This is a genomic window from Euzebya sp. (genome assembly GCF_964222135.1).
Lineage (GTDB): Bacteria > Actinomycetota > Nitriliruptoria > Euzebyales > Euzebyaceae > Euzebya.
Genome location: NZ_CAXQBR010000045.1, coordinates 58,604 through 77,899, shown reverse-complemented (window position 1 = coordinate 77,899; position 19,296 = coordinate 58,604). Strand labels below are relative to the sequence as shown.

Here is a 19,296-nt window from a genome sequence, read left to right as displayed (position 1 = left end):
GAATCCATTCACTGGGGGACCCCGGACGGTGTCGAGTCCATCCACCGGGCGAGGACCGCGCCGTCCCCAGCCCCCACCCCTCCCCGGGCACGAGGACGCCCCCCGTGAGTGGGTCACGGGGGGCGTCGACGCAGATCCTAGCGGGCCTCGGTCAGTCCTTGCGCTTGTTGATCTCCTCGATCAGCGGCGGGATGACCTTGTAGAGATCGCCCACGATGCCGATGTCGGCGATGGAGAAGATCGGGGCCTCCGGGTCCTTGTTGATGACCGCGATGGTCTGGGACGTCTGCATCCCGGCGCGGTGCTGGATGGCGCCGGAGATCCCGTTGGCCAGGTACAGCTGCGGCGAGACCGTCTTGCCGGTCTGGCCGATCTGGTGGCTGTGGGCGATCCAGCCGGCGTCCGTCGCCGCGCGGGACGCGCCGACCGCGCCGCCGAGGGCGTCGGCGAGCTGGCCGATCAGGTCGAAGCCGTCGGCGTCGCCCAGACCGCGGCCGCCGGAGACGATGATGGCGGCCTCGGTCATCTCGGGACGACCGGAGCTGCCGGCCTCCTCACGACCGGTGATCTTCGCGCGGGTGGCCGACTCGGGCAGCGTCACGTCGAGCTGCACGACCTCGGCGGCGCCGCCGCCGGAGGGCTCGGCCTGGAAGCTGTTCGGCTTCACGCCGACGAACTGGGTGCGGTCGCCGTCGACCTGGCAGCGGCTGTTCATGTCACCGCCGAAGATCGCCTTGGTGGCGACGACCCGGTCGCCGTCGAGCTCGAGGTCGACCGCGTCCGCCACGACCCCGCCGCCGACGCGGATGGCGGTGCGGGCCACGATGTCGGTGACGAACGGGTCGGAGGCGTACAGCACCGCCTGGGCGCCGGACGCCTCGATCGCGGCGGCGAGCGCGGCGACCTGCGGCTCGGTGGCGTACTCGGTGACCTCGCTGCCCTCCCAGACGTAGGCCGTGGAGGCGCCGTACTCGCCGACCTTGTCGGCCGCACCGGCGGCGCCGGGGCCGAAGATGGCGGCGACGACCTGGCCGTCGCCGATCGTCTTGGCGGCGGTGAGGATCTGGTTGGAGATCTTCTTCGGGGTCCCCTCGTCGTGCTCGACGAGGACGAGGATGTCAGTCATGTGGTGTGTCCCTTCTCGGTCCGTCGCGAGCGCGCCTAGATGAACTTCTTCTGGACGAGGAAGTCCACCAGCGCCTTGGCGCCGACCTGACCCGACCCGTCGTCCTCGACCTTGTCACCGGCCTGCTTGGGCGGCTTGGGGGTGGCCTCGAGGATGGTGGTCGCCGAGCCGGCGTGGCCCACCTGGTCCGCGGACAGGCCGATCGCGGCCAGGTCCTTGGTCTCGAGCGGCTTCTTCTTCGCCGCCATGATCCCCGTGAAGGAGGGGTAGCGCGGCTCGTTGATCGCCTCGACCACGCTGACGACCGCGGGGAGGGTCGACTGGACCGTCTCGTGGCCGCCGGAGGTCTCGCGGTCCGCCTCGACGCTGCCGTCCTCGGACACCTCGAGGCGCTTCGCGTAGGTCAGCGCCGGGACGTCGAGGTACTCCGCCAGCATCGCGGGGACCAGCATCGACCGGGCGTCCGAGGACTGGTTCCCCATGATGATGAGGTCCCACTCCTCACCCTCGAGCGCCGCCGCGAGCACCTTCGCGGTCACGGTCGCGTCGGAGCCGGCCAGCGCCTCGTCGGTGATCTGGATGGCGCCGTCGAGGCCGTAGGACAGGGCCTTGCGGACGGTCTGCTGGGCGGAGTCGGGGCCCATGCACAGGGCGATGACCTCGACGCCGTCGCGGGACTCCTTGATCCGCATGGCCTCTTCGATGGACCACTCGTCGTTGGCGTTGAGGATCGCCTCGACCGAGTCGCGGTCGACGGTCAGGTCGTCGTGGACCTTCTTCTCAGCGGCCGTGTCCGGCACGCGCTTGACAGGGCAGATGATTCGCACTGTGGCTGACCTCGCTGTCGGGGGGTGGAGGGAGAGCGAGCCGGTGTGATCCGGCGAGAGGCTGGTTACCCAACGGTAACAGCCCTCGAACCACTGCCAGAAATCGAGGTCCCTCGCGCGCACTAGTCCACGACACCCCGCGAGTCAACCGGGGGCGGGGTGGTCAGGTCGGCACGTCGCGCCCCTTGAGCCGGTCGCGTCGCGCTCCGTAGCGTCGGTGTCGCTCGCCGCGAACACCACGGGGGACGTGGGGTCGTACGGGGTCGAGGCGCACCGCGCGAGCGCGCCGCACAGCCAGCTCCGGGCGGCCCCCGCGCCGGAAGGGGACAGACCCGGACCCACCTGCCGGGGCAGCGCCGTGCGCTGCCGATCCTGCTCGCCGCGCTGCTCGCGCTGACCGCCGTCCCGGCCGCCGGCCAGGACGACGGCGGCTCGGACGAGCCGGCCCCCGGGGGCCGGACCTTCGAGCCGTCGCCGGACCAGCCCGAGCGCGTGCCCGAACTGCCGACCCGCTACGTCGTGACCTACGCCCCGAAGGCCAGCCAGCAGTCGAGCAGCGGCGCGGCCGACGCCCAGGCGGACCAGGCCGCCGCGTCGGTGGACGCCGAGGCGACGCTGGTCGGCCGGACCGTCGGCGACGCCGCGGTGATCACCCTCGACCGCCAGCTCGACGACGACGAGAAGGCCGCGTTCGAGGCAGAGCTCGCCGCTGCCGACGGGGTCCTGCGCGTCGAGGAGGACCACCTGCGCACGATCGCCCAGACCGACCCGCTCGCCGGGCAGCAGTGGCACTACTCCGAGCCGACCGGCGGGATCGGGCTGTCGACGGCCCACGGCACCTCGACCGGCGCCGGCGCGACGGTCGCGGTGATCGACACCGGCATCGTCAGCCACCCCGACCTCGACGCGCAGGTGGTCGGCGGATACGACTTCATCTCGGACTCCTTCGTCTCCCGCGATGGCGGCGGACGTGACGCCGACTACGCCGACCCGGGCGACTGGAGCGCCGCCGGCGAGTGCGGGTTCCTCAGCTCCGCCCGCGACTCCTCCTGGCACGGCAGCCACGTGGCCGGCACGGGCGCCGCGATCAGCGGCAACGGCGAGGGCGGCCTCGGCGTCGCCCCCGATGCGGACGTGGTCGTGGCCCGGGTCCTCGGGCGCTGCGGCGGCTACGACTCCGACATCGCCGCGGCGATCACCTGGGCCGCCGGCGGCTCGGTGTCCGGCGTCCCGGCCAACCCGAACCCGGCGGATGTCCTGAACCTCAGCCTCGGCGGGTCCGGCTCGTGCCCGGCCACCTACCAGTCGGCGATCGACGCCGCGCGGGCCGCCGGCGCCACCGTGGTCGTCGCGGCCGGGAACTCCTCGACCGACGCCTCCGGTGCGACGCCGGCGAACTGCGACGGCGTGGTGACGGTCGCGGCGACGAACCGGGACGGGGGTCGGGCCTCCTACGCGAACCACGGGAGCGTCGTCGAGCTGGCGGCACCCGGCGGCGGCGCCGGCGGCGGGGTCCTGTCCACCGTCGACGTCGGCGCGACCTCGCCGGCGGGCCCCGGGTACGCCCAGTACAACGGCACGTCGATGGCCACCCCGCACGTCGCGGGCGTCGCGGCCCTGCTGTACGCCGACGACCCGGCGATCACCCCGGCCGAGGTGTCCGACGCGCTCGTGAGCAGCGCCCGGGCGTTCCCGGCATCCTGCAGCGGCTGCGGGGCGGGCATCCTCGACGCCCCGGGCGCGCTCGGCCTGTCCGGCGGCGGGGGCGACGGCGGCGGGGACGACGGCGGCAGCGGCGACGTCGTGACGTTCACCGGCCCGCTCGCGATCCCCGACGCCGGCAGCGTCGACGCGCCGCTGCAGGTGGACCGCGCGGGCACCGCGCCCGCGGACCTCGAGGTGTCGGTCGACATCGCCCACACCTATCGCGGCGACCTGCGCATCACCCTGATCGCCCCCGGCGGCGCCTCGGTCGAGCTGAAGGCGCCGAGCGCCGGCGACAGCGCCGACGACGTGGTGCAGACCTGGACCGTCGACGCGTCATCGGTCGCGGCGGCGGGCACCTGGACCCTCCGCGTCGCCGACGTGTACCGCCAGGACACCGGCACGATCGCCAGCTGGTCGCTGGGCTTCTAGGAGGCAGCCGGCGCAGACGACCCGACTACCGTGGGCGATGTGCTGCACGCGCCGGTGGGATCGACGCGGACCACCGGTCGATGACCGGCTGGTGGACCCGCGCCGGCCTGGACGCCCGCCTCGGCGTCGAGGTTCGCGGTGGGCGGCGCATCGCGGGCGGCGACGTGGCCGAGGCGTGGGCGCTCGACCTGGCCGACGGGCGGACGGCGTTCGCGAAGACCCTCGCCGACCCGCCGCCCGGCATGTTCACGACCGAGGCGTCCGACCTCCGCTGGCTGGCCGACGCGCGGGCGCTCCCGGTGCCGGCGGTCCTCGCCGCCGACGACGCGACGCCCGCCCACCTGGTGCTCGAGTGGGTCGACGAGGGCGGACGGACCCGGGCGGACGAGGCGGCGTTCGGACGGGGGTTGGCAACCCTCCACGCCGTCGGCGCGGACACCTTCGGCCGCACCGACGGCCGCACGACCGGGTCGTTGGCCGTGCCGAACGACCCCTGTGGGACCTGGGCGGCCTTCTTCGCAGAGCGGCGGCTGCGCCCCCTCGCCCGCAGCGGCCGCGACCGCGGCGCGCTGCCGGACGCACTCGTGCGCGGTCTCGAGGACCTGGCGGACGCCGTCGATCGGCTCGACGTGCCCGTGGAGCCGCCTGCCCGGCTGCACGGCGACCTGTGGGCCGGCAACCGGGTGGTCGACGCGACCGGGGCGAGCTGGCTGATCGATCCGCAGGCCCACGGCGGCCACCGTGAGGCCGACCTGGCGATGATGGCCCTGTTCGGCGGGTTCGACGCGGTCTGCTGGGCGGCCTACGACGAGGTGCACCCGCTGGCCGACGGCTGGCGGGACCGGGTCGCGCTGCACCAGATCCCTCCACTGGCGGTCCACGCGATCCGGTTCGGCGGCAGCTACGTCGCCCGCACCCAGGCGGCGGTCGACCGCTACCGCTGAGGGGCCCGCTCAGCCCGGGACGACCTCGAGCTCGCCGACCTGCCCGCGGAAGCGGCCGTCGCCGGCGGGCAGCTCCCCGGTCAGCCACACCACCAGCCACCGGGTCGTGATCGGCTCCGGCGGGGTGAGGGACGCGGCCGCACCCGCGTCGGTGACCGCCGCCACCTCGGTCGTGGCGTCGATGCCCGTCGGCCGGGACTCGGCGGTGCGGAGCTGGAGGTCCTGGCCGGCCGCCATCCCGTCCAGGCGGACCTCGGCGACGGCGACGGGCTGGCCGAGGTCGACGAGGATGCCCACCCCGGGCTTGAGGTTCCCGAACGCGGCGGTGTCGTACCCCTCGGTCGTCCAGGCGGTGGCGGGGTCGCCGTCGGTCAGCAGCGGGACCTCGTCCTCGTGCTCCGCACCCCCTCCGGCCGGGTCGAAGGACGTCAGCTGGGCGGTCACCGGCGCGGCGGGTGCCGCATCGCCCACCGCCGGCGCACCCGCGCCCCCGGTGTCGTCGGCACCCTCGAGGGCCGCCAGGCCGATGACGACCGCCGCGACCACCCCGAGCAGTGCCAGCACCCACCACGCCCGCCTGCCGCCCGGCCGTTCAGCGACCCCCGCAGGCGCCCCACCACGCGGGGCCAGGGTGGGGTCGTCGTCGCCCTCCCCCGCGGGCGGCACCGGGCGAGGCGCCGGCGCAGGCGCCCCAGCCACCGACGACCCGGCCACCGGCGCGGGCTGGCGAGCAGCCGGTCCGCCCCCGGCGTCCAGCAGGGCCGCGGCCGCCGCGCCGTCGGCGGGCCGCACCGTCGGGTCGGGGTGCAGCAGCGCGACGATCGCCCGGGCGAGGTCGACGTCCACGTGCGGGGTCAGGTCATCCACCGGGGTGTCGGCGCCCACGCGCGCCAGCGCGACCTGCAGCGGCCCCTCCACGTCGTAGCGGCGACGGCCGGTCGCCGCCTCGTAGAGCACGCAGCCGAGCGCGTACACGTCGCTGGCCGGGGACGCGTCACCGCCCTGCGCCTGCTCCGGCGAGAGGTAGGCCGCGGTCCCGAGCAGCTGGCCGGGGGCCGTCCGGGAGGTCTCGTCCACCGCGCGGGCGACCCCGAAGTCGCTGAGCCTGGCCCCGTCGGCGGCGAGCAGCACGTTCGACGGCTTGACGTCCCGGTGGACGATCCCGGCGGCGTGGGCGGCGGCCAGCGCCTCGGCGAGGTCGATGCCGAGCTGGCGGACCACGTCGGAGCCGAGCGGCGCGCCGATCACCTCGTCGAGGGAGGCGCCGTCGATCAGCTCCATCACCAGGAAGGCGTCGTCGCCGTCCTCCCCGGCGTCGAGGATCCGGACGACGCGCGGGTGGGTCAGGCGGGCGGACCGGGTCGCCTCGGCCGCGAACCGCTCGCGGGCGTCGGCGTCGTCGGCGAGGTGGTCGTGGAGCAGCTTGACCGCGACGTCCCGCTGGAGCGTCCGGTCGTGGGCGCGCCACACCTCCCCCATGCCGCCGCGGCCGATCCGCTCGCCCAGCGCGTACCGGCCGGCGATGACGTCCCGGCTGGCCTCGCGCCCGGCCGGGCGCAGCGGCACCCGCGCGGTGTCCGCGCGCAGCGGATCGATCATGGTGGGCTCGCGCCCGCGGTCGACGTCGGCCATGTCCCCGCTGGTGTACCCGGGCAGGGCGCGACGCACCCGGAGGTACCCTCGTCCGCCATGTCCGCGACCCCCACCGCCGAGACCCAGACCGTCTCGACCCTGCCCCTCACCGGCGAGCGGACCGTGCCGGGCGTCGCGGTCGAGAACTACTGGTTCCAGCGCCACGTCGTCGCCTACGAGCTCGCCGCCGCCCGCTACCGGGGCCGCGTGGTGGTGGACGCCGGCGCCGGCGAGGGGTACGGGACCGACCTGCTGGGCCGGACCGCCGCGGACGTCGTCGGCGTGGAGCTGGTCGCCGACGTCGTCGCCCACGCCCGCCGCGCCTACCCGTCCCGGAGGTTCGTGCAGGCCGACATCTGCGACACCGGCCTGGAGCCGGGCCGCGCCGACGTGGTCGTCAACCTCCAGGTCATCGAGCACCTCCCCGACGTCCCGCGCTTCCTCGCCGAGTCCCGCCGGCTGCTGCGACCCGGTGGCGAGCTGTGCGTCGCCACGCCCAACCGCCTCACGTTCACCCCGCACAGCCACGAGCCGACCAACATCTTCCACGTCGAGGAGTTCACCGCCGACGAGCTGGTCGCCCGGCTCCGCGACGTGGGGTCCTTCGACGTCACGCGGGTCCTCGGGCTGTACCACGGACCCCGCATCCGGGCCGTCGAGCGGGCCACGGGCGCGCGGTTCACCGACCTCGTCCTGAGCCCACCCGAGTCCTGGGAGCCGTGGCTGCACGCCGCGGTCCGCCGCACCACCCCGGCGGACTTCCGCTGGGTCGACACGCCGCCCGAGGCACCGGAGGTCGACGACTGCCTGGACCTCCTCGTCATCGCCCGGCGGGGTGACGGGACGTGAGCGGGGGAGGGGGCGGGTCGGTCGCGTTCGTCCTCCACAGCCACCTGCCGTGGTTCCGGCGCAACGGGGTCTTCCCGGTCGGGGAGGAGTGGCTGTTCCAGTCCTGGTCGGAGTCCTACCTGCCGCTCCTCGACACCCTCGAGCGCCTGGCCGCCGACGGCCTGACCGACGTGATGACGATCGGGTTCACGCCCGTCCTGGCCGAGCAGATGGCCGACCCGTACCTGCTCGCGGAGTTCCACTCCTGGCTGGGCCGGCGCGTCCTCGACCTGCAGTGGACCATGTCCGCGGCCCCGGCGTCGGACAAGGCCGTGCTCGGGCCGGTCTGGCGGCACCACGCACAGCGCCAGGCCCGGCTCCTCACCCAGCTCGAGGACGGGCTCCTCGGCGAGGGGCTGGTGGCGCCGTTCGCCCGGCTCGCCGACGCCGGCGTCATCGAGCTCCTCGGCGGCCCGGCGACCCACCCGTACCTGCCGCTGATGGCGGACCCCTCGCTGATCCGCGGGCAGATCAGCGCCGGCCTCGACGTGGGGGAGGCCCTGACCGGGCGGCGACCCACGGGCGTGTGGGCTCCCGAGTGCGGCTACCGGCCGGCCGGTCCGGTCGGCGACCCGACCGCCCCGCCCCACGACGTGCGGCCGGACGGCACGCCGCTGCTCGTCCCCTCGGCGGTCGACCTGCCCGGGCTCGAGGCGTTCTGGGCCGAAGCGGGTGTCGACCACCTGGTCCTCGACGGGCCGACCCTCGCCCGTCCGGCCGGCGCGGCCGACCGCGAGTGGGCGCGGACGGCCCGGGACCTCCACGCGGTCGGCGATCCCCTCGACGTGCTCGACCGGCCGGTGTGGATCGCCGACTCCGACGTCGCGGCGTTCGGGCGGAACCTCGCGGTGTCGTACGCGGTGTGGAACCCCCACGGCGGGTACCCGGCGGACGTGTGGTACCGCGACTTCCACGCGATCGACCTCGAGGGCGGCTTCAAGTCGTGGCGGGTGACCGACACCTCGAGCCTCGCCAAGCAGCCCTACGAGCCGGATGCCGCCGCGGCCCGCGTCGCCGCACACGCCGACGACTTCGTCGGGCTGCTCCACGCCCACCTCGACCCGCGGGACGACGACGCCGTCGTCGTGGCCGCCTACGACACCGAGCTGTTCGGTCACTGGTGGTACGAGGGCCCGCAGTGGCTCGAGGCCGTGCTGCGCCGGCTGGCGGACGACCCGACCGTGGGCACGACCACCCTCGCGGGTCACCTCGCGCGCCGGCCCCCGGCCGCCAGGTTGCGGCTCCCCGAGTCCTCCTGGGGCTGGGGCAAGGGGCACGCGGCGTGGGTCACCGACGAGACCCGGTGGATCTGGCAGGAGATCCGGGCGGCCGAGGACCGCTTCGCGACCCTCGCCGACGGACCGGCCCGGGACGCGGCGTGGCGTCAGCTGACCATGCTGCAGGCGTCCGATTGGCCGTTCATGATCGCCCGCGACCAGTCCACGCAGTACGCCGTCGAGCGGGTCAAGACCCACCTCGCCCGCTTCGAGCAGGCCTGCGCCGGCCAGGACCTCGAGGAGCTGGCCTGGCACGACGACCCCAGCCGACGCCCCTGCCCGGTCCCGATCGGCGGATGACAACTCCCTGACGCTGGGTGACCTGGCTTGCCCGCTGCGCAGGCGTGGGGCACTCTGCTCCCCGGTCATCGGGGGGCGTGGCGCCCTCGGCGGTGACCGCAACCCGCAGCAGAAGGACGTCGTGTGTCGAACCAGCCTCCCCCGCCGTTCGGGCAGCCCGGTGGGTACAACCCCGGCCAGCAGAACCCCCCGACGCAGCCGTTCCCCGGCCAGCAGCCGCCGCCCGGCTACGGCGGTGCGCCGCCCCCGGGCTACGGCGGCGGCCAGCCCCCCGGCTACGGCGGCGGTCCACCCCCGGGCTACGGCGGACCCGGTGGCTTCCAGGGCCCGGAGAAGAAGTCCAACACGCCGCTGATCGTCGGGATCATCGCCGGCGTGCTGATCCTGGCCGGCGCGGCGGGCGCGTTCTTCCTGCTGCGCGGCGACGACGACGGCGACGTCGCCCTCAGCGACACCGAGACCGAGGAGACCGACGAGGCCACCGAGACCGACGAGCCGACCGAGGAGCCCACCGACGAGCCCACGGACGAGCCGACCGACGAGCCCACGGACGAGCCGGAGCCGACGGCGACCGCGACCGCTCCCGAGCCGCCGCCGGCCCCGCCGGCCGTGCCGCCCGCACCGCCCGCGGGCGGGGACGGGATGGCGATGGGCGACGTCGCGACCGGGCAGATCACGGCCTCCGCACCCACGGTGGACTTCTTCTTCGACGGCGTCACCGGCGAGGAGGTCGTGATCACGATGATCGCGACCGACGACGCGCTCGACCCGAAGCTGGTGCTGTACGGACCCGACGGCGCGATCGTGGCGGAGAACGACGACGCGGCGGGGCTGCCGGACGCGTTCGACTCCCGCATCCAGGCGAACCTGCCGGCCGACGGCGAGTACCGGATCGAGGCGACGTCGTTCGCCGGCACCACCGGCACCTTCGAGATCACCCTCGACTTCCCGTCGGTGCTGTCCGCCGTCGACGTGCTGAGCGCCTCCACCCCGCAGATCGTCTACGACTACGCCGGCACGGCGGGCCAGACGATCGTCATCTCGATGCGCGGCCTCGACGACGCCGTCGACCCCGTCGTCTCGATCGAGGACCCGAACGGCGTCGAGATCGGTCGTGACGACGACGGCGGCGACTTCCCCGACTCGCGGCTGGAGATCACCCTGCCGGTCGACGGGAACTACACGATCGTCGCCCAGGCCTTCGGCGAGCGCTACGGCGAGTACGAGATCAGCGTCATCGAGCTCTGACCGGGGGCTCGCCTACCGGCCCCGCTCGCCGGGCTCCCGCTTCAGGGCCTTGAGCAGCCGCGCCGGCCCGATCCCCTCCACATCGGGGGCCGGGCCGGCGTCCGCGCCGATGACCTTGCGGGCCGCCCACATGATCGGGTAGAGCCAGGTGTCGTGGCGCTCCTCCCCGCTGCGCCCGAGGGACGCGACCAGACGACCGGCCGGGGTGTCCGGCCGGACCTCGTCGACGTCGGGGATGGGGAGGTCGACGCGGTACAGCCCCGGCCCCTCGACCTCGAGGTGCCCGCCGAGCTGGCGGAAGATCTCGAGCATCGGCTGGTTCTCGGCGAGCACGTAGTTGCGGAAGGTCCCGATGCCCCGCTCGCGGGCCTCCTGCTCGAGCAGGCCGACCAGCGACGTGCCGATCCCGCGCCCCTGGTACTCGTCGAGGACGGTGATCGCGGCCTCGGCGACGTCGGGGTCGTCGCGCAGGCGGATGTACCGGGCGATCGCCACCCCGGGCGTCCCCTCGGCGTCGGGGTCGAGGGCCACCAGGGCCTCGTGGTCGACGTGGTCGACGTCGACGAGGTAGTCGAGCTGGGACTGCGTCAGGTGGTCCACCTGGCTGTGGAAGCGCAGGTAGCGGGACCGGGCGGACAGCTGGGCGAGCCCCTCCACGATCCGCTCGCGGTCATCGGGCTGGATCGGTCTGACCCACATCCGCGAGCCGTCGCGCAGCGGCACCTCGCGGACGCCGTCGGGCACGCGCCCGCCCCGCACCCGACGACGGGCCGGCGCAGCCCGCTCGGGCGACGGGTCGATCTCCTCGGTGGGGTCCACACCCACCACGGTAACCAGCGGCGGCGGCCGCACCGAGCCCCGCGCACGGACGGATGGCGACGACCACCGCAGATGACTAGTCACCCCCGCCTCGCGCGGGGGTAGGGTGGCGTCGTGCGGCGGATCGTGGTCCGGCTGGCGATCGCCACCGGGGTGGTGGTCGTCGGCGGTGCCCTGCTCGCGCTGGTCGCCGCCCTGGCGGTGCTGCACATCGACTGGGACCTCCCGCCCGAGCGGCCGCTCGGACGGCCCTCGGTGCTGTTCGACGCCGACGGGACGCCCTGGCACAGCTTCGTCGCCGACGTCAGCCACGCCGAGGTGGCCCTCGCCGGCATCAGCCCGCACCTGCGCGACGCGGTGGTCGCCACCGAGGACCACCGCTTCTACGACCACCGCGGGGTCGACCCGGCGGGCGTGCTGCGGGCGGTGTGGCAGAACGTCCGGCGGGGGGAGATCGTCGAGGGCGCGTCGACCCTGACCCAGCAGTACGTGAAGCTGACGTTCACCGGGTCCGAGCGCACGTTCCGGCGCAAGGTCCGCGAGGCGGTGCTGGCCGTCCAGCTCGAGAAGGAGCGGTCGAAGGACGAGATCCTCGCCGCCTACCTCAACCGGGTGTACTTCGGGGAGGGGGCGTACGGGGCGCAGGCCGCAGCGCTCACCTACTTCGGGGTGCCGGCGGCCGACCTCACGCTGGCGCAGGCCGCCACGCTCGCGTCGACGCTCGGCCGGCCAGCCGACTGGTCGCCGGTCGACGATCCCGAGGGCACCCGCCGGCGCCGCGACGTGGTGCTGGCCGAGATGGCGGCGCACGGCTTCGCGAGCGCCGCGGACGTCGCGGCGGCCCAGGCCGAGCCGCTCGGCCTCTCCCCCGTCCGCCGTCCCCCGCCGGCGGCGCCGTACCTGGTCGAGGAGATCCGCCGCCAGCTGCTGGCGACGATCGGCCCGGACCGGCTGTACCACGGCGGCCTGGCGATCCAGTCGACCGTCGACCTCGACGACCAGTACGAGCTCGAGCGCCGCATGGCCGGCCACCTGCCCGCCGACCCCGCCGTCGAACCGGCCGCCGTGGCCCTCGACCCCTCCACCGGGGACGTGCTCGCCGCCTGGTCGGGTCGGGACTTCGCTGAGTCCCAGGTCGACCTCGCCCTGTCCAGCGACTACGGACGGCCGAGCGGGTCGACGTTCAAGGTGTTCGCGCTGGTGGCCGCCCTCGAGCAGGGGTACGCCCTCGACTCGTCCTGGGCGGCGCCCGCGCAGATCCGCATCGGCGACTGGGAACCCCGCGGCGGCGGGTGCGGGGGCCGCTGCAGCCTCGCCCAGGCGACGTCGAGCTCGATCAACACCGTCTTCGCCCAGGTCGCCGAGTCCGTCGGCGTCCCGGCGATGGTCGAGGCCGCCGGACGGCTCGGGGTCCGCTCGACGCTGCGCGACGACGACCTGACCCAGGTGCTCGGTACCGCGTCGGTCACCCCCCTCGACATGGCCAGCGCGTTCGGGGCGCTGGCGAACGACGGGGTGGCCTGCCCCGCTCGGGTCATCCGCGGGATCACCGACGCCGACGGCCAGCCGGTCGCGGTCCCCGATCCGCGCCAGCCCGACCCCGCAGACGTCGAGGCGTGGCACCTGTCGATGGTGGCGGCCGGCTGGGCGGTGCCCGAGGCCGAGGAGCTCGGTCGGTGCCACCGCGCCGTCCCGGCCGGCGTGGCGCGACGGGCCACGACCGCGCTCAGGGCGGTCGTCGACGGCGGGACCGGCACGCGGGCGGCGATCGGCCGTCCCCAGGCGGGCAAGACCGGGACCACGAGCGACTCGACGCAGGTGTGGTTCGCCGGCTACACCCCCGACCTGTCCCTCGCCGTCATGGTCAGCCACCGCGACGGCGACGTGCCGCTGCGCGGCCTCGACGGCTGCGGCGGAGCCTGCTACGGCGGGCAGCTGCCCGCGCGGATGTGGGCCGACCTCGCGACCGGCCTGCTGGCGGACGTGGCGCCCCGCGACTTCCCCGCGCCGGAGGTCGGCGACGACGACGGCGTCGAACGCCGCACCCCGCCGGCCGGTCCCGCACCGCCGCCACCGCCCCCTCCCCCACCACCGGCGCCCGCGCCGCCCCCTCCCGCGCCACCCCAGCCGGACCCCCAGCCCGAGCCGGTCGCCCCTCCGCCGCCCGCCGCACCACCGCCAGAGCCGGAGCCGCCGCCCGAGGAGGACCCGCCCGGTCCCGGCGGGCTGATCGGCGAGCTGCTGGGCGGCTGAGCGCCCTCAACCCTCCAGCGGGTCGCCGGGGAGGGGGTGGCCGGCGCGCTGCAGCGCCAGGCCCTCCTCGACGGTCATGCCGTCGGGCAGGCGGCTCCGGATCACCCGGGCCGGCGTGCCGACGACGATGGAGAACGGCGGGATCCGGTCCTTCACCAGCGCCTGGCTGGCCACGACCGACCCCGACCCCACGTCGGCGCCGCGCAGGATCGACGCCTTCTCCCCCACCCACACGTCCGCGCCCACCCGCACCGGCGTCTTGACCAGCCCCTGGGCCTTGATCGGGACGTCGAGGCGGTCGTAGAGGTGGTCGAAGTCGCAGATGTAGATCCAGTCCCCGAGCAGCGCGTTCGTGCCGATCTCGATGTCGAGGTAGGTGTTGATCACGTTGTCGCGACCCATGACCACCTTCGGGCCCAGGCGGAGGTTCCCCTCGTGGGCGCGCAGCTTGTTGTCGTCGCCGATCCAGCACCAGGCGCCCAGCTCGAGGTTCCCGTGGCCGCGGCGGGCACGCAGCTCGACGCGGCGGCCCATGAACACCATCCCGCCCATCACGACGTGCGGGTGGCGCAGGCGCTGGGCCAGGTGGCGGCTGTAGAGGGCCAGGTACTCCGGGGTGTCCATGCGCCGCTCGACGGCGAAGCGGACGCTGCGCCGCCACCCCCACCGGGTGCGGGAGGGGAGGGGCGGGACGCCGGGCACCCGCACGCCGGCGTCGATGCCCATCAACGTCGCGCGGGCGGTGGCCTCCCGGGCGGTGGCGGCCCGCACCGCGGCGTCCGCGCGGGCGTGGGCGATGTCGCGGCCGAGCTGCTCGGCCTCGGAGGGTGAGAGCTCCGCGGACACGCCGACCCGCTCAGCCGCGGTCGTCCGCGCCCGCCGGCGGCCGCACCGCGGTCCGGATCGCGGTGTAGCAGTGGTCCTTCGGCACGACCCGGTCGAGCACGTGGGAGTCGAGCCAGAACAGCGACCGCCACACCCGGTAGGCGAACAGGGGGTAGCTGGGCGGCAGGATGCCGTCGGCGAGCATCGCCTCGGCCGTGCGGGTCACCCAGCCGAACCAGTTCGCGGTCAGCTCCTCGGTGACGGTCTCCACGTCGGTGAACCCGCCGGTGGTGGCGAGCCGCTCCAGCTCCGCGGGGGTGAAGATGTGGAGGTCGACGTGCTGCTCGAGGGCCGCGGCGTCGGCGTCCTCCGGCGCGTGGTGGGGCGGGGCCAGGACCCGGTCGTGGCCGAGGACCGCCGCGGCGGCCTTGATGCCCAGGCGGGTCACCCGCTTGAACTGGTTGGCGACCGCGTCGCCGAGGAGCGTCGGCTCGCCGGCGATGATCAGCCGACCGCCGGGCTTCAGGACCCGGCGGAACTCGGCGAACGCCGCCTCGAGGTCGGGGACGTGGTGGATGAACGCGTGGCCCATCACCAGGTCGAAGCTCGCGTCGTCGAAGGGGAGGGACTCCGCCTCCGCCGCCCGACCCTGCACCTCGATGCCGAGGCGCCGCCCGTTCGCGATGCAGGTCTTCACCATCTGCTCGGAGATGTCGGTCGTCCACGCCTCGCCGACGTAGCCGGCCTGGGCGACGTTGAGCAGGAAGAACCCGGTCCCCCCGCCGACCTCGAGGACCCGCTCGAAGCGGCGCGGCGTGCCGCCGAGCGCCGCGGCGAAGCGGCCGACCGCGTAGTCGATGCAGCGCTCGTCGAAGCTGATCGACCACTTCTCGTCGTAGGTCAGCGCCTCCCAGTCGTGGTAGACGATGTTGTCCCGGCGGGGGTCCCGCGGGACGTCGGTGGTGGTGGGTGCGGCCATGGACTGCTCCTGGGTGGTCGGGCCTGGGGGTCGGGGATCCGGCCGGCTCAGCGCTGGGTGAACTCGGCGCGGTCCTTCGCGAGGAACGCGTCCATGCCGATCTCGCGGTCCCGGGTCGCGAAGGTGGCGGCGAACAGCTCGGTCTCGAGCTTGAGCGCCGAGGCCAGGTCGAGGCCCATCCCCTCGTCGATCGCCTTCTTCGCCATCCGCAGCGCGTAGGGGCCGGCTGCGTAGGCGCGGGCGGACTCGACGGCGCGGTCGTACACCTCGTCGGCCGGGTAGATCCGGTCGACGAGGCCCAGCTGGCGGCAGGTCTCGGCGTCGTACATCTCCCCGCCGTAGACCCACTCCTTGGCCGCCTGGGTACCGATCAGCCGGGCGAGGCGCTGAGTGCCGCCGGCGCCCGGGATCAGCCCCAGCTTGATCTCGGGCTGGCCGAACTTCGCGTTGTCCGCCGCGTACCGGAAGTCCGCGGTGAGCGCCAGCTCGCATCCGCCACCCAGGGCGTAGCCGTTGACCGCGGCGATGACGACCTTCGGGACCTCGGCCAGGGTCCGGAAGGCCTCCTGCAGCTCGCCGGCGTGGGCGAACGCGTCGGTGAAGGACATCTCGCGCATCGCCTTGATGTCCGCGCCGGCGGCGAAGACCTTCGGGCCGCCCCACAGCACGACGGCGCGCACGTCGTCGTCGGTCGCGACCTGGCGGGCGGCGTCGGCGCACTCGCCCCACATCTGGACGTTCAGGGCGTTGACGGGCGCCCGGTCGATCCGGATCGTCGCGACCCCGTCGTCGGTCTGGACGCTGACGAACTCTCCCACGGCAACCCCTCGGCTCGGCTCGGACGGCTGGTCGGGGAGTCTACGCCCGGCCTGCAGGACACCCCGATCCCGAGGCGCCCGGGGTTCTAGGCTGCGGGGTGATGGACGACCTCAGGCCCGGCACGAGGATCGGCCCCTACACGATCCGCCAGGTGGCGGGGCGGGGGGCCGTGGGGATCGTGTACATGGCCGACCACGAGGTGCTCGACCGCCGGGTGGCGGTCAAGACCCTGAGCCCCCTCTACGCCGACGAGGGGGTGTTCCGCGAGCGGTTCAGCCGTGAGGCGCAGGGCGCCGCAGCCGTCCGGCACCCCAACATCATCAGCGTCTTCGACGCCGGCGAGCACGAGGGCATCCCCTACCTGGTGATGACCTACGTGGACGGCCCGGACCTCGAGCGGGTGCTCAGCGACCGCGGGGGCCGCCTCGAGCCCGCCGAGGCCGTGCTCATCTGCGCCGCGGTGGCCGATGCGCTGGACGCCGCCGGCGCCCAGGGGCTCGCGCACCGCGACGTCAAGCCGGCGAACATCCTGTTGGAGGGGTGGGAGCCCGAGCGCTACGGAGGACCCCGACGGCGCCCGCACGTCTACCTGACCGACTTCGGGCTGGTCCGGTCCTCCGCGCAGGTGACGGTCACCCGGACCGGCCAGTTCGTCGGGACCCTGCTGTACATGTCGCCGGAGCAGATCGAGTCGAAGGCGATCCCGGCGAGCGACCAGTACTCCCTCGCCTGCGTGCTGTGGGAGTGCCTGACCGGCACCTTCCCCTTCACCCCGAGCGGCGGGTCCACGCTCTCGCTGCTCAGCAAGCACCTGAACGACCCGGTGCCGCCGTTCTCAGCACAGCCGGGCGGGCGGTGGTCGCCGGGCCTCGACGCGATCTTCGCCCGGGCGCTCGCGAAGAAGCCGCAGGACCGGTTCCCGACGTGCGGGGACTTCATGGACGCGGTCACCCGGGAGCTCGGCCTGGGCACCTCGGCCCCCCGCTCGACCCCCGAGCCGCCGGTCGCCGCACTCGAGGGGACGGGACGGTCCGGGTCGGCGCCTCCGCCACCCGCGGCCTCGGCCACCACGTCGGGGGTCGCCTCGGCCGCGAGCGGGCCGCCCCCCCCCCACGCCGGTGCCGTGCCGATGGACGACACCCGCCCGCCCCCCACCGCGCCCGGGCCCGCGGGACCGCCGGGGTACCCACCGGGTCTGCCCCCCGGCCTGCCGTCCCCGCAGGCCCAGGCGCCGCCCTCGCCCAACCGGAACGGCGTCATCGCGGCCATCGCCGTGGTGCTGCTCCTGCTCGCGGCGGCGATCGTCGCCTACCTGGTCGCGACCGGCGACGACGACGTCAGCCTGTCGGATGAGGCCAGCGCCGCAGAGGTGGCGGGTGACGAGGTCGCCGAGGCGGCGGAGCCCGACGGCGCCGTCGAGACGACGGCGGCGGGCGATCTCGTGGACGACCCGGCGACAGCCGGAGGCGATGACGGGGACACGGCGACGGCCGAGGGGGCCGCGCCGGAGGCGCAGGGACTCGTCGCCTTCGTCGCCGACGGCGAGGTGTGGGCCCAGGCCACCGACGGCCAGGCGCCGGTGGACGTGACCGCCGGGCGCGTGCCCGGCGCGGCGCAGCCCGCCTGGCGCCCCGGGACTGACGAGCTGGTCGTCGCCAGCGAGGCCGGACTGGTGCTCCTCGGGCTGGACGGCGGCGAGCCGCAGCCGCTGACCGACGACGGCGGGCACAGCGACCCGGCGTGGGACCCGACCGGCTCGCAGCTCGTGTTCAGCGCGCCCGCCGCGGATGGCGCGCGGGACCTCGTCGTCCTCGAGTTGGGCGCCGAACCCCGGCCGCTCGGGCTGCCCGTGCTGCTGGCCGCCCAGGGCGGCGGGACCATCGCCCAGCGACCCACCTGGTCACCGGACGGAGGTGTGGTGACCTTCCACGTGGCCGGGGGACCGGACGGGCTCCGCCTGTGGAGCGTCGACCCGGTCAGCGGGCCGCCCGAACCGGTGCTCGGCGTGGCGGAGGGCGACGCCTTCCACCCGGCGTACACCCGCGCCGGTGACCTGGTCTACTCCTCCCGCGGTGACCCGTCGACCGATGCCGCGGTCGTCCAGGTCCTCGAGCTCGCGCTCGCGACCAGCCGGGTCGTCGCCCAGGCGGACGGCGTCGACGCGAAGGACGCCGACCCCTCCCCCTGCGGTGACTGGATCGCCTACCAGGTGGACCTGCCGGAGGGGCCGCGCATCGCGGTGGCGCCGCTCGACGGCGCGGGCGACACCGCGGAGATCCCCCTGCCGGAGGGGGTGGGGGCGGTGACCGATCCGGCCTGGGCCGGGCAGGCCTGCCCCGCCTGAGGGGCGGCTACCAGCCGGCGTCGATCGGGGTGCCCTGGCTGATGAGCGCGCCCTCGGGCCGCTCGGTGGTGCGGGTCAGCAGGTCGGCGGCGTGGGCGGGGAGTGCCCCGCCCGCGGGGGCCTCGGGCTCGTGCGCGACCAGCTCGGCGAGGCGGCGGGCGAGGTCGGCGGTCGTCACGCGAGCGGGCCCGGTCAGGGACGCCTCGACGTGCAGCGAGGTGTCGAGGTCGCGCTCGGCGTCCGCCAGGACCGCCGTGGTGGCGACGTCGATCCAGGAGACCGGCCAGTGGGCGCCGGGGGGATCGTCGCCGAGCGCGCCCGCGGCCAGCGCCGCGGTCAGCGGGTCGTCCGGCCCGACGATGACCGCGCAGCGCAGGACGACGCTCTCGAGGGGCGCGTCGGCGGCCAGCTCCTCGGCCTCCGCCAGGGCCTCGAGCCAGGGGTTCTGAGCGACCTGGGCGATCGCCAGGTCGCTCAGCAGCACCAGGCGGCGACACCCCGCCCCGATCGCCGCGCTGACGACCGTGGCGGTCGCGTCGAGGTGCGCCGCCGGGTCGTCGGTCGGACGACCGAGGAGGTGCAGCACGGTGTGGACCTGCTCGAGCGCGGTCTCCAGGTGGGCCTCGTCGTCCAGGTGGCCGTGGGCGACCTTGCAACCGAGCTGGCGGTAGGACCCGGCCAGGGCCTCGCTGCGCGCGGGGGCGGCGAGATCGGCCTGCACGAACGCGCGGACCTCCCCACCGCCGGCCGCCAGCTGGTGCACCGCCCGGCGACCGACCGCCCCCTCGACCCCCGTGACCAGTACCGGCATCGCCGTCCTCTCCTCGCCGCCCGATGCGACGCCTCACCCTACGCGGCCGCGCGCGACGGGCCGGGCGA

At 75.1% G+C, this 19,296-nt stretch carries 15 protein-coding genes; 7 read left to right on the top strand and 8 right to left on the bottom strand.

The annotated features are described in order from the left end of the window. Positions 1–151: 151 nt before the first annotated feature. Both ACEQ2X_RS10475 and ACEQ2X_RS10470 read right to left on the bottom strand, forming a co-directional pair. Positions 152–1,126, bottom strand: coding sequence for an electron transfer flavoprotein subunit alpha/FixB family protein (locus tag ACEQ2X_RS10475; protein WP_370325761.1), 975 nt, complete (start codon positions 1,124–1,126; stop codon positions 152–154). A 35-nt stretch (positions 1,127–1,161) separates the two neighbouring features. Further along, positions 1,162–1,926: an electron transfer flavoprotein subunit beta gene (locus ACEQ2X_RS10470; RefSeq protein WP_370325760.1), complete on the bottom strand. Its 765-nt coding sequence runs from the start codon at positions 1,924–1,926 to the stop codon at positions 1,162–1,164. Positions 1,927–2,445: 519 nt separating this feature from the next. On the opposite strand from ACEQ2X_RS10470, the gene ACEQ2X_RS10465 reads away from it, so the two are divergent. After that, the gene (locus tag ACEQ2X_RS10465) at positions 2,446–4,089 is read left to right on the top strand and encodes a S8 family serine peptidase (RefSeq protein ID WP_370325759.1); all 1,644 of its coding nucleotides are present in this window, start codon (positions 2,446–2,448) and stop codon (positions 4,087–4,089) included. An 80-nt stretch (positions 4,090–4,169) separates the two neighbouring features. Further along, positions 4,170–5,033 carry a fructosamine kinase family protein gene (locus tag ACEQ2X_RS10460; RefSeq protein ID WP_370325758.1) on the top strand — a complete coding sequence of 288 codons (864 nt, stop codon included), beginning with the start codon at positions 4,170–4,172 and terminating at the stop codon, positions 5,031–5,033. Between the two features lie 9 nt (positions 5,034–5,042). Here the strand turns inward: ACEQ2X_RS10460 and ACEQ2X_RS10455 are convergent, their stop codons facing one another. Continuing rightward, positions 5,043–6,701, bottom strand: a complete 1,659-nt coding sequence (locus tag ACEQ2X_RS10455) for a serine/threonine-protein kinase (RefSeq protein ID WP_370325757.1) — start codon at positions 6,699–6,701, stop codon at positions 5,043–5,045. A 21-nt stretch (positions 6,702–6,722) separates the two neighbouring features. Here ACEQ2X_RS10455 and ACEQ2X_RS10450 point away from each other — a divergent pair, with 21 nt between their 5' ends. From ACEQ2X_RS10450 to ACEQ2X_RS10440, 3 genes are all read left to right on the top strand, one after another. Beyond that, positions 6,723–7,514, top strand: a complete 792-nt coding sequence (locus ACEQ2X_RS10450; protein ID WP_370325756.1) for a class I SAM-dependent methyltransferase — start codon at positions 6,723–6,725, stop codon at positions 7,512–7,514. Then, positions 7,511–9,130, top strand: coding sequence for a 1,4-alpha-glucan branching protein domain-containing protein (locus tag ACEQ2X_RS10445; protein ID WP_370325755.1), 1,620 nt, complete (start codon positions 7,511–7,513; stop codon positions 9,128–9,130). The genes ACEQ2X_RS10450 and ACEQ2X_RS10445 overlap by 4 nt, the downstream gene beginning before the upstream one ends. A gap of 123 nt (positions 9,131–9,253) precedes the next feature. Then, a complete protein-coding gene (locus ACEQ2X_RS10440; RefSeq protein WP_370325754.1) occupies positions 9,254–10,378 on the top strand; it encodes a PT domain-containing protein in 1,125 nt (374 codons plus the stop codon). Positions 10,379–10,390: 12 nt separating this feature from the next. Here the strand turns inward: ACEQ2X_RS10440 and ACEQ2X_RS10435 are convergent, their stop codons facing one another. Further along, entirely contained in the window at positions 10,391–11,197 is an 807-nt protein-coding gene (locus ACEQ2X_RS10435) for an N-acetyltransferase family protein (RefSeq protein ID WP_370325753.1), read from the bottom strand. 114 nt (positions 11,198–11,311) lie between these two features. On the opposite strand from ACEQ2X_RS10435, the gene ACEQ2X_RS10430 reads away from it, so the two are divergent. After that, on the top strand, positions 11,312–13,450 hold the full coding sequence (locus ACEQ2X_RS10430; RefSeq protein WP_370325752.1) for a transglycosylase domain-containing protein: 2,139 nt from the start codon (positions 11,312–11,314) through the stop codon (positions 13,448–13,450). Positions 13,451–13,456: 6 nt separating this feature from the next. Here ACEQ2X_RS10430 and ACEQ2X_RS10425 read toward each other — a convergent pair whose 3' ends face one another. Genes ACEQ2X_RS10425 through ACEQ2X_RS10415 form a run of 3 tightly spaced genes read right to left on the bottom strand, consistent with a single transcriptional unit; the run spans position 13,457 to position 16,072 of the window. Beyond that, entirely contained in the window at positions 13,457–14,296 is an 840-nt protein-coding gene (locus ACEQ2X_RS10425) for an acyltransferase (RefSeq protein WP_370325751.1), read from the bottom strand. Between the two features lie 10 nt (positions 14,297–14,306). Then, positions 14,307–15,254 (bottom strand): class I SAM-dependent methyltransferase, encoded by a 948-nt coding sequence (locus tag ACEQ2X_RS10420; RefSeq protein ID WP_370325750.1) that lies wholly within the window; start codon positions 15,252–15,254, stop codon positions 14,307–14,309. A gap of 47 nt (positions 15,255–15,301) precedes the next feature. Beyond that, a complete protein-coding gene (locus ACEQ2X_RS10415; protein ID WP_370325749.1) occupies positions 15,302–16,072 on the bottom strand; it encodes an enoyl-CoA hydratase/isomerase family protein in 771 nt (256 codons plus the stop codon). A 101-nt stretch (positions 16,073–16,173) separates the two neighbouring features. On the opposite strand from ACEQ2X_RS10415, the gene ACEQ2X_RS10410 reads away from it, so the two are divergent. Beyond that, positions 16,174–18,417, top strand: coding sequence for a protein kinase (locus tag ACEQ2X_RS10410; protein ID WP_370325748.1), 2,244 nt, complete (start codon positions 16,174–16,176; stop codon positions 18,415–18,417). Positions 18,418–18,424: 7 nt separating this feature from the next. On the opposite strand, the gene ACEQ2X_RS10405 is transcribed toward ACEQ2X_RS10410, so the two are convergent. Next, the gene (locus ACEQ2X_RS10405) at positions 18,425–19,228 is read right to left on the bottom strand and encodes an SDR family oxidoreductase (protein ID WP_370325746.1); all 804 of its coding nucleotides are present in this window, start codon (positions 19,226–19,228) and stop codon (positions 18,425–18,427) included. Positions 19,229–19,296: the final 68 nt, after the last annotated feature.

Bases quoted from the DNA above. Each gene is read 5' to 3' on its own strand.
- ACEQ2X_RS10460 (WP_370325758.1), top strand. From the start codon at position 4,170: ATGACCGGCTGGTGGACCCGCGCCGGCCTGGACGCCCGCCTCGGCGTC.
- ACEQ2X_RS10420 (WP_370325750.1), bottom strand. From the start codon at position 15,254: ATGGCCGCACCCACCACCACCGACGTCCCGCGGGACCCCCGCCGGGAC.
- ACEQ2X_RS10450 (WP_370325756.1), top strand. From the start codon at position 6,723: ATGTCCGCGACCCCCACCGCCGAGACCCAGACCGTCTCGACCCTGCCC.
- ACEQ2X_RS10405 (WP_370325746.1), bottom strand. From the start codon at position 19,228: ATGCCGGTACTGGTCACGGGGGTCGAGGGGGCGGTCGGTCGCCGGGCG.
- ACEQ2X_RS10475 (WP_370325761.1), bottom strand. From the start codon at position 1,126: ATGACTGACATCCTCGTCCTCGTCGAGCACGACGAGGGGACCCCGAAG.
- ACEQ2X_RS10410 (WP_370325748.1), top strand. From the start codon at position 16,174: ATGGACGACCTCAGGCCCGGCACGAGGATCGGCCCCTACACGATCCGC.